This window comes from Arsenicicoccus dermatophilus (assembly GCF_022568795.1).
Classification (GTDB): domain Bacteria; phylum Actinomycetota; class Actinomycetes; order Actinomycetales; family Dermatophilaceae; genus Arsenicicoccus; species Arsenicicoccus dermatophilus.
The window spans coordinates 1-12,212 of sequence record NZ_JAKZHU010000010.1 but is presented as its reverse complement, the minus strand read 5'-3'; the positions used below and the strand labels follow the sequence as shown (position 1 = coordinate 12,212).

At 69.8% G+C, this 12,212-nt stretch carries 2 protein-coding genes; both read left to right on the top strand.

All coding sequences use genetic code 11. The features are described 5' to 3' along the window. The first annotated feature begins 32 nt into the window (after positions 1-32). Complete coding sequence (locus tag MM438_RS16060; RefSeq protein WP_241454648.1) at positions 33-11,885, top strand: DUF11 domain-containing protein; 11,853 nt, start codon at positions 33-35, stop codon at positions 11,883-11,885. Beyond that, on the top strand, positions 11,882-12,212 hold a 331-nt coding region (locus MM438_RS16055), incomplete at its 3' end, for a hypothetical protein (protein ID WP_241454646.1). The genes MM438_RS16060 and MM438_RS16055, both read left to right, overlap by 4 nt.

The window sequence follows — 12,212 nt, the reverse complement described above, 5'->3', positions numbered from 1 at the left end:
GAACCTGGCCACCGTCTGCAACTGCTCGGGATGTGTTGTACAACTCGATCACCCTCTCGGGTGCCTCGGAGACCTCGCTCACCAACAACGCGGCGTGCGTCAACCCGCCGGTGCGGACTGCGGTCTTCGACGCGGCCAAGTCCGCCGGCGTGGTCAACGGCCCCGCCGCCGACGGCACCTACACGGTGTCCTACACCGTGACCGTCAAGAACACCGGTCAGGTCGATGGGCAGTATGGCGCCCTGACCGACCGCCCGCAGTTCGCCTCCAACATCGCGGTGGACTCGGCGACCTGGACCACGAGCGGGCCGGCCGTCCCCGCCGGCACCGGCGCCACCGGTGCCGGGCCGTACACCCTCGCTCCCGCCGGGACCACGCTGCAGGCCGGGGGCACGCACACCTACACCGTGCTGGTGAAGTTCCACTACACCGACTCCAACCAGGCCGTCGCGTGCAACACCCAGCAGCCCGGCACCGGTCTGTACAACTCCGTGGCGCTGCCCGGCACCCAGGACGCGGTGACCACCAACAACGTCGCCTGCGTGCCCCCGCCGCTGCCGCCGGTGCCCTCGCTCCAGCTGACCAAGTCGGCCGCCCCGATCGTCGACGTCAACGGCAACCGTCTGCAGGACGCCGGGGACACGATCACGTACACCTTCACCATCAAGAACACCGGTCTGGTCAACCTCACCAACCTGCGGATCACCGACAGCAAGCTGGGCATCAGCGCCCTCACCTGCAACAGCTCGGTGACCACGCTCGCCCCGGGGGACAGCGTGACCTGCTCCCCGAGCCGGTCGTACACGATCACGGCCAGCGACGTGACCAACGGCAAGGTGGACAACACCGCGACCGCCACGGGCCAGGACCCCCAGGGGCGCCAGGCCACCGGCACCGCGTCCAAGACGATGACCATCTCCGCCGGTCCCAAGATCGACCTGGCCAAGACCGTGAGCTCGGTGGTCGACACCAACAACGACGGCCGTCAGAACGCCGGCGACACGGTGACCTATACCTTCACCGTCACCAACACCGGCAACCTGCCGATCGCCAACGTCCTGGTCACCGACACCAAGCTCGGCGTGACCAACCTCAGCTGCGGCGACGTCGCCGTCGGCGCCACCATCACCTGCCCGACCAAGGCGCACGTCCTCACCCAGGCCGAGATCGACGCCGGGAAGGTCGACAACACCGCGTCCGCCAGCGGCACCGCGAGCGACAACTCCAGCGTCACCGCCACCGGCTCCGCGAGCCTGACGGTGCCCCCGAGCCCGTCGATCCTGCTGGACAAGAAGGCCTCCGCCACCATCGTCGACGTCAACAAGAACGGCGTCACCGACGTCGGCGACCAGCTGACGTACTCCTTCACCGTGACCAACACCGGCACGGTGACCCTGGCCCCGGTGACCGTCAACGACTCCAAGCTGGGCATCAACAACACCTGCGCGGGCTCCCTGGCCCCGGGTGCCACCGTCGACTGCCCGACGGCTACCCACTCGATCACCCAGGCCGACCTGGACTCCGGAACCTACGACAACGCCGCGTCCGCCTCGGGCACCAGTCCCTCGGGATCGGTGGTGCTGTCCACCGACAACGCGTCCAGCACCGTCCAGGGCACCTCGGCCCTCACGCTGGACAAGACCGCCGGCTCTGTCATCGACGCCAACAACAACGGCCTCACCGACGCCGGTGACACCATCACCTACTCCTTCTCGGTCAAGAACACCGGCTCGGTGTCGCTGAGCACCTTGGTGCTCACCGACGCCCGCCTGGGCCTGAACCGCCTCGCCTGCGGCACCGGCTCCCTGGCCCCGGGGAACACCCGCGCCTGCACGCCCTACACCTACACCCTGACCCAGACCGACGTGGACTCCGGAGCGGTCAACAACACCGCCTACGCCTACGCCCAGCCGCCGGTCGGCAACGAGATCAGCGCGCAGGACGCCGCGTCGACCACGATCGGCGCCGCGCCGCTGCTCGCGCTCACCAAGACGGCCACCCAGGTCAAGGACAGCAACGGCAACGGCGTCACCGACCCCGGTGACACCGTCGACTACTCCTTCTCGGTCAAGAACACCGGGTCGGTGACCCTGGACCAGATCTCGATCACCGACACCAAGATCTCCCAGGCCGCCGTCGCCTGCGGCACCGGGCCGCTCGCCCCCGGCGCCTCCCGCGCCTGCGGCGTCACCGTGACCTACAAGCTGACCCAGGCCGACATCGACGCGGGCAAGGTCGACAACACCGCGCGCGCCAAGGGCAACGCGCCCTCGGGCGCCCTCGCCGAGGGGCCGGCGACCGCCACCGTGCCGGTCACCACGACTCCCAGCATCCTGCTGAACAAGCAGACGCTCGCGTCGACGACGCCGGCCACCTCGCCGTTCATCGACGTCAACGCCAACGGCCGCATCGACATCGGTGACAAGATCACCTACCGCTTCACGGTGACCAACACCGGGAACGTCACGCTGAGCAATGTCCAGCTCGTCGACGCCAAGCTGGCGCAGAACTACACCTCCTGCTTCGCGGGCGGTCTGGCACCCGGTGCCACCGCGAGCTGCAACGACTACACCTACACGGTCACCCAGGCGGACGTGAACTCCGGGACGCTGGACAACACCGCCACCATCCACGGCTTCTCCCCGCAGAACGCGGACGTCACGTCCACCGACAGCGAGTCCACCACGATCCCGGCCCAGGTCGCCCTGACCCTGGCCAAGACCGCGGCCTACACCGACGTCAACGGTGACGGCGTCCGCAACGTCGGGGACTCGGTGACCTACTCCTTCCAGGTCGTCAACACCGGCAACGTGTCGCTCGCCGCCGTCACCCTGACCGACGCCAAGCTGGGCCTGACCGACCGGGTGTGCGACGCCCGGAGCACCTCGCCCCTCGAGCCGGGTCAGTCCCGCGACTGCACCCCGGTGACCTACCAGATCACCCAGGCCGACGTCGACGCCGCCAACGTGCACAACGACGCCTCCGCCACCGGCACCGGCTCCGACCCGGCCGCCACCCAGGCCAGGGCCACGAGCATGGCCGACGTCCCGATCCAGGCCGTCCCCGCCATCACGCTGGACAAGGCCGTCACCCCGCAGAGCGGCGGTCTCGGCTCCACCGCCGGCGTCGTCGACGTGGACAAGAGCGGCACCGTGACCGCGGGCGACCAGATCGCCTACACCTTCACCGTCACCAACACCGGCAACGTGTCACTGACCCCGGTCACGGTCACCGACGCCAAGGTCGGGTGGACCGGACAGGTCTGCGACGCCGGCGACACCAGCCCGCTGGCGCCCGGCCAGTCCCGCACCTGCACCGCCAAGACCTACACGCTGACCCAGGCCGACGTGGACGCCGGCGCGGTCAACAACTCCGCCACGACGACGGCGACCAACCCGACCAGCGGGCGCACGGTGACCAGCACCGACGCCACGTCGACGGCCTTCACCACCGCCCCGGGCCTGACCCTGGACAAGCGCACCAGCGCGCTGTCCGACCCGGACAAGAACGGCCCGGACGCCGGTGACACGCTGACCTACACCTTCGTGGTCACCAACACCGGCACCGTGACCCTCAACCCGGTCACTGTCACCGACACCAAGCTCGGCCTCAACGCCGTGGACTGCGGCGTGGGCACGCTGCTGCCGGGCGACACCAGGACCTGCACCGTCAGCAGGACGTACTCGATCACCCAGGCGGACATCAACGCCGACACCCTGGTCAACACCGCCACCGCGATCGGCACCCCGCCGAGCGGCGCCCAGGTGTCCGGCTCGGACACCGAGCGCACGACCTTCTCGACGATCCCGTCGACCTACCCGATCCAGCCGCCGAGCATCGCGCTCGACAAGCAGGCCGGGGTCATCGCCGACGCGAACGCCAACGGCAAGACAGACGCCGGTGACACCATCACCTTCACCTACGTGATCACCAACACCGGCACGCTCACGCTGTACAGCCCCACGGTGACCGACACCAAGCTCCAGCTGACCGGTCAGGCGTGCAACCCGGCCACCCCGCTGGACCCGGGCGTCGCCCGTGAGTGCTTCCAGAAGACCTCCGTCCTGACCCAGGCCGACATCGACGCGGGCACCTACGACAACTCCGCCACGGCCTCGGCCACCGGACCGGCCCCGAGCAGCGCCCCGGTGACCTCCACCCCCGACACGACCTCCACCCCGATCACCCAGCAGCGTGGGCTGGTCCTGGACAAGACGGCCAGCGCGGTCGTGGACACCAACGGCGACGGTCGCAACAGCGCCGGTGACACGGTCACCTACCGCTTCTACGTGACCAACACCGGGACGGTGACCCTGTCCGACCTGACGATCACCGACGCCAAGCTCGGCCTCGCCACCGTGCGGTGCGGCACCGGGACCCTGGCCCCGGGCGAGTCGCAGTACTGCTTCGCCTCCACGGCCGGGCGGGCCTACACGGTCTCCCAGAGCGACCTGGACGCCGCGCAGATCGTCAACACCGCGACCGTCTCCGGGCAGCCGCCGATCGGTGCGGCGCTGACCGCCTCCGACAGCGTGACCATCCCGGTCACGACCCGACCGGCATACAGCTTCACCAAGACCGCCGGCTCGGTGGTCGACAGCAACGGCACCGGCAAGCAGGACGCCGGTGACCGGGTGAGCTACACCTTCACCGTCACCAACACCGGAACCGTTACGCTCAGCTCGGTCGCCATCACCGACAACAAGATCGGTATGGCGGGAGTGGTGTGCGGCAGCGGCACCGTGGCGCCCGGCGCCTCGATCACCTGCACCTCCCCGGCCTACACGATCACCCAGGCCGACATCGACCTGGGCATGGTCAACAACACCGCGACCGCGAGCGCCCTGGCGCCCGACAAGACGGTCGTGCCTGGCACCGCCTCCGCGTCCGTGCCGCTGTCGCCGACCCAGTCGATGAGCCTGGTCAAGCAGGTGGGCAACTACGTCGACGCGAACAACGACGGCAAGCAGGACGCCGGCGACACGGTGCAGTACACCTTCACGGTGACCAACACCGGCTCGGTCACGCTCAACAGCATCAAGCTCAACGACACCAAGCTCGGCCTGACCAACGTCGATTGCGGGACCGGCCCGCTGGCCGGCGGCGAGACCCGCACCTGCACCACCGCCCCGGTGACATACACCATCACCGCGGCCGACGCGAACGCCGGTCGGGTCGACAACGCCGCGACCGTGTCGGGTCTGACCAACTCCGGTCAGCAGGTCAAGGCGAACGGCACCGCCACGACCCCGGTCGCGCCCACTCCGAGCGTGACGCTGGACAAGATCGCCGGGTCCATCGTGGACGCCAACGGCACCAACAAGGTCGACGTGGGTGACACCATCACCTACCAGTTCGTGGTCCAGAACACCGGCACGGTGTCGCTGAGCGACCTCGTCCTGACCGACACCCTGCTCAAGCTGAACGTGGCCTGCGGTTCCACCCCGCTGGCGGCGGGCACCCAGCGCAGCTGCACCCCGGCGACGTACACCCTGACGCAGGCCGACATCGACGCCGGCCTGGTGCACAACGCCGCGACCATCGCGGGCACCTCGCCGCAGGGCACGGTCGTGCAAGGCGGCGACACCGCCGACGTGACCGTGACCCAGAGCTCGGGCATCACGCTGGCGAAGACCGCCGGCGCCCTGACCGACACCAACGGTGACGGGCAGGTCGGTGCCGGCGACACGATCACCTACACCTTCAAGGTGACCAACTCCGGGACCGTGAGCCTGGACCCGGTGACCGTGACCGACACTAAGCTGGGTCTGTCCGCCGTGGCCTGCGGGACCGGCGCGCTGGCGCCGGGCGCGAGCCGCGACTGCCAGATCTCGGCGCCCTACACCCTCGCGGTGGCGGACGCCGACGCCGGCCTGGTGACGAACACCGCCGTGGCCTCGGGGACGAAGCCCGACGGCACCACGGTGACCGGCCCCGGCAGCACCACCACCACGGTGGCGTCGACCCCGTCGTACGTCTTCGACAAGCAGGCCGGGCCGATCGTCGACAACGGCGACGGCAAGACCGGACCCGGCGACACGATCACCTACACCTTTGTGATCGTCAACACCGGCAACGTCACGCTCACCCCGGCGGTCACCGACTCGATGCTGGGCCTGACCAACAGCTCCTGCGGCGCCACGTCGGTCGCACCGGGCGCGACGATCACCTGCCTGACCCGCGTCTACACGCTGACGCAGGCGGACGTGGACCGTGGCTCGGTCGACAACTCGGCCACTTCCTCGGCCACCACCCCCAAGGGCCAGGTCCTCTCCGGCGCGGACGGCACGGCCACCCCCGTGACCCGGTCGACCACCCTGAGCGTGGTCAAGCAGTCCGGGGGCGTCGTGGACGCCTCGGGTGACGGCCGCAACAGCGTCGGCGACACGATCGGCTACACCTTCGTGGTCACGAACACCGGGACCACGACCCTGAGCTCGGTCGCCATCACCGACCCCAGGCTGGGCCTGTCCAACGAGCCCTGCACCGGCACCCTGACCCCGGGCGGCCAGGCCACCTGCACCATCGCGGTGGCGAAGACGACCTACACCCTCACCCAGGCCGACCTCGACGCCGGGACCGTCACCAACGCGGTCACCGCCACGGGGACGCCCACCACGGGCAGCGCCGTCACCGCGACGGGTGCGGTCACCGACGCCCTCGCGAAGACGCCGGGCCTGACCATCGACAAGACCGCAGGCCAGCTGATGGACCTGGACGGCAACGGACCTGACGCGGGCGACACCCTTACGTACTACTTCACGGTGATCAACACCGGCACCGTGTCGATCAGCAACGTGACCTACACCGACCCGCTGGTCAAGGCCCAGAACCTGGCCTGCGGCGTGACGCCCCTGGCCGCCGGTGCCAGCCGGGTCTGCTCGGCCCAGACGTACACCCTGACCCAGACCGACGTGGACAGCGGTGCCGTGACCAACAAGGCCACGGCCTCGGGTACCGACCCCAAGGGCGCCCCGGTCACCTCCGCCCCCGACAGCACCACCACCGCGACGTCCGGCGCCACCAAGGTGACCCTGGACAAGACCGACATCGGGCTCACCGACGTCGACGGCAACGGGCTGGACGCGGGCGACACCGTGACCTATCGCTTCTGGGTGATCAACTCCGGGACCACGACGCTGCACCACGTCGACCTCCTCGACTCCCGGCTCGACCCGACCACGAGCACCAGCGGCTCGACCTACTGCCAGTGGCTGGACCAGCAGCACCCGAACGGCCTGGCACCGGGCCAGGGGGACTGGTGCTACGGCGCGGCGCAGACCTACACGCTGACGCAGGCCGACATCGACGCGGGGTCGATCACCAACACCGCCCACGTCACGGCCGTCGGCCCGGAAGCGCAGGTCGTACGCTCCCTCGACGACAGCACCAGCCGCGCCCTGACACCCACCTCGCAGGTGACCGTGGACAAGACCCACGGCGCCCTGGTCGACTCGGCGCAGCCGGCCGGGCCGAGCGCGGGTGACACCGTGACCTACTCCTTCTCGGTCACGAACACCGGGGCCACCACCCTGACCGGCGTCACCGTCTCGGACCCCAAGGTCGGCATGTCCAACGTGCTGTGCGCGGCCACCCTGGCGCCCGGCGCGACGGCGTCCTGCCCGTCGAAGGCCTACACGCTGACCCAGGCCGACCTCGACGCCGGTCGCGTGGACAACACCGCGACCGTCGCGGGGCTGGACCCGAAGAAGACCACCGTGACTGGTCAGGACACCGACCAGGTGCTGCTGACGCAGACCCCCACCCTGGCGCTGGACAAGCAGTCCTCCGCCGTGGCCGACAACGGTGACGGCGTCACCCCGAACGCCGGTGACACCATCACGTACACCTTCCTGGTCACCAACACCGGCAACGTCACGCTCAACCTGCTCAACCTGACCGACGCCAAGCTCGGTCTCACGGGACGGGTCTGCGACCAGCCGATCCTCGACCCGGGCCGGACCACCACCTGCTACGTGGCCAACTACGTCCTCACCCAGGCCGACATGAACGCCGGCACCGTGCACAACGAAGCCTCGGTCCAGGGCACCCCGCCCGTCGGGGCACCGGTGACGGCCAAGGACGTCAACGACGTCTCGCTGGCCCCCAAGGTGAACTACGTCTTCGACAAGACCGCCTCCTCGGTGGTCGACAAGGACGGCAACGGCGTCGACGTCGGTGACGAGGTCGTGTACGGCTTCTCGGTCAAGAACACCGGGACGGTCACCCTGTCCTTCGTCACCCTGGACGACCCGAAGGCCAACGTCGTCAAGGCCACCTGCAGCACGGGCACCGTCGAGCCGGGCCAGACCCTGGTCTGCTCTTCCACGACATACGTCCTCACCCAGTCGGACATCGACGCGGGCTCGGCGGTCAACAACGCGACCGCCTCCGTCACCGACCCGGCGGGCAAGACCTACACCAGCACCGACGGCACGTCCACGACCACGTCGGGGTCGGTGCTCATCTCGCTGACCAAGACGCTGCTGTCGCGGACCGACATCAACGGCAACGGCCGCACCGACGCGGGTGACGTCGTCAACTACGGCTTCCAGGTGACGAACACCGGTGCCGAGACGATCAACCAGCTGTCCATCAGCGACCCGCGCCTCGGCTCGACCCCGCTCACCGGCTGCACCCCGCTGCCGCTGGCGCCCGGGGCGACGGCCACCTGCTCGCAGGGTCGGTACACGCTGACGCAGGCCGACCTGGACGGCAGGACGCTCGTGAACACGGCCACCGCCACCGGGGTGTCCGCCACGGGCAAGACGGCCACGGCCTCGAGCACGGTCTCCCGCGACCTGACGCTCGTCCCGAGCCTGTCCCTGGACAAGGTCGCGGGCCCGCTCGTCGACGCCAACGGCGACAAGCGCCAGGACGCCGGCGACACCATCAGCTACAGCTTCGTGGTGACCAACACCGGCAACGTCACCCTCGACCCGGTGACGATCTCCGACCCGACGCTCAACCTGCTCCTGGTGCCCTGCGGCACGGGCGGGCTGGCCCCGGGGGCGACGCGCACCTGCCCGGCCGTGACCTACACGGTCACGCAGGCCGACGCCGACGCCGGCTCGGTGCAGAACACCGCCTCGGCCCAGGGCCGCTCCCCGCAGGGGACGACCGTGGGGGCGACCGACCAGACCACGACCTCCCTGACCCCGACCGAGTCGCTGGCCGTGGACAAGGTCTCCGGCGGCATCGTCGACGCGAACGGCAACGGGCGCCAGGACACCGGTGACACGATCCGCTACACCTTCACCGTCACCAACACCGGGAGCACGACCCTGTCCGACGTCCGTATGACGGACGCCAAGCTGGGGCTCACCAACCTCGCCTGCGGCACCGGGTCGCTCGCGCCGGGCGCCACCCGCTCGTGCCCCGCCTACAACTACGTGCTGACCGCGGCGGACGCCGACGCGGGCAAGGTCGTCAACGCCGTCCAGGTGTCCGCGCTGACGCCCGGGCTGCAGACGCTCACTGCCACCGACGAGGTCACCGACACGATCACCTCGGCCCCGGCCATCGCGATCGACAAGAGCGCCGACCCCGTCGTCGACGCCAACGGCACCGGCCGGGTCGACGCCGGCGACACCATCACCTTCCACTTCGTCGTCTACAACACCGGCAACGTCACCCTGTCGACCATCACCGTCAAGGACCTGACGTACGGCATCACCGCGCCCTGCGCGGGCGGCGGACCCATCCCGCCGGGCGGCTCGCTGACCTGCAACACGTTCACCTACACGATCCAGCAGGCCGACATCGACAAGGGCACCGGGGACAACCACGTCCAGGTCTCGGGCACCCCGCCCACGGGTGCGGCGGTGACCAACACCGACGTCACCTCGACGGCGCTGCTGCCCAGCTCGACGCTCGCGCTGAAGAAGACCGCGGGCTCGCTGGTCGACGCCGCGGCGCCGGCCGGGCCGAGCCAGGGTGACACGATCACCTACACCTTCTCGATCACCAACACCGGCACCCAGACCCTGACCAACCCGAGGGTCAGCGACGCCAAGCTGGGCATCAGCGGGGCGGTCTGCGGGCCGCCGGCCGCCGACCAGACGAGGTACCCGAACCAGGCCGAGCCGATGAAGCCCGGCGAGACGCGCGAGTGCCAGATCACGCAGACCTACTCGGTCACGCTGGCGGACATGAACTCCGGCGCGGTCAGGAACACCGCCTCGGCGTCCGCGACGTCGCCCACCGGCGCCACCGTGACGACCACCTCCTCCACCACCACCGGTCTGACCCCGAAGCCCGCCATCACCCTGGACAAGACGGCCTCGGCCGTCGACCCGGGCACCGACGGCGTGGTCAACGTGGGTGACACCGTCACCTACACCTTCGCGGTCACCAACTCCGGCAACGTGACGCTCGACCCGGTCACGATCAACGACGGTCGGGCCAACCTCACCAACGCCACCTGCTCGCAGGCGTCCGTGGACCCGGGCGTGACGGTGACCTGCGCCGTCGTGGGCTACAAGCTCACCCAGGCCGACATCGACGCGGGGTCCGTGGTCAACAACGCCACCGCCTCCGGCGTCGCGCCCGACGGCAGCGTCGTCACCGGCCCGGACAGCACCGCGACGACGGTGAACGCCACGTCGGGCATCGCCCTGACCAAGACGGCCTCACCGATCAACAACGCCAACGGCAACACCATGCAGGACGCCGGCGACACCATCGTCTACACCTTCACGGTCAGGAACACCGGCTCCACGACCCTGAACCCCGTGACCGTCACCGACGACAAGCTCGGCCTGGTCAAGGAGGCCTGCGGGTCCGGACCGCTGGCCCCCGGCGAGGTGCGCACCTGCCCGCTCACCGTGGCGAAGACGACCTATGTCGTCCAGCAGGGTGACGTGGACGCCCAGCAGGTGGTCAACCACGCGACGGCCTACGGCAAGCCGCCGTCGGGTGCCGAGGTGACCGCCCCGGCCTCGACCACCACGCCGATCTCGCACACCCCGGCGCTGACCTTCGACAAGGTCGCCGGCACGCTCGTGGACCTGGACGGCAACGGACCCGACGCGGGTGACACGATCACCTACACCTTCACGGTGACCAACGTCGGCAACGTGACCGCCAACAACGTCCAGCTCACCGACACGCTGCTGGCGCCCACCCCGCTCCCGTGCGGCTCGACGGGCCTGGCCCCCGGCCAGACCCGCAGCTGCTCGGCGGTGACGTACACGCTGACCCAGGCCGACGCCGACCGCGGCACGGTGGACAACTCCGCCTCCGTGACGGGCACCGACCTCGTGGGCAAGCCGATCGTCTCACCCACGGACACGACGTCCACCGCGCTGGTAACGGCCTCCACGGTCAGGCTGACGAAGTCGGCCGGCTCGGTCGTCGACGCCAACAACGACGGCCGCGTCGACGCGGGCGACACGGTGACCTACCGCTTCCAGGTCACCAATACCGGTACCACCACGCTCGGCACGGTGACCGTGACCGACGCCGCCCTCGGCCTGTCCGGGGCGACCTGCACGAACATCACCTCCCTGGCCCCGGGCGCGAGCGCCTACTGCTTCCCGAGCGGCGTGACCCACGCCCTCACCCAGGCCGAGATCGACCTGGGCAAGCTCACCAACAACGCCTCCGTGGCGGCGCTGGACCCGGCCAAGACCGTCGTCCAGGGCACCAGCTCGGTGACCACGACCTACCCGCCGATCAACACGCTGTCGCTGGACAAGGCAGTCGGCCTGTGGACCGACACCAACAAGAACGGCGTCAAGGACGCCGGTGACACGATCGAGTTCACCTTCTCGGTCACCAACACCGGGACCACGACGCTCAAGACGGTGACGTACAGCGACGCCAAGCTCGGTATCGCGTCCCTCGCCTGCGGCACGGCGCCGCTGGCGCCGGGGTCACCGTGACCTGCCCGCCCAAGACCTACGCGGTCACCCAGGCGGACGTGAACACCGGCTCGCTGGTCAACGACGCGTCGGCGACGACCGCCCCCGACGGCACCACGCCGTCGGCCAAGGACGGCACGTCCACCCCGCTCGACACCTCCACCGGCATCACGCTGGTCAAGACCGGCAGCACGCCGGTGGACACCAACAACGACGGCAAGCAGGACGCCGGCGACCGGATCACCTACTCCTTCGTGGTGACGAACTCCGGATCGCGAACCCCGGAGCACGGTGACCCTCACGGACACCAAGCTGGGTCTGTCGAACGTCCGGTGCGGCAGCACCGCC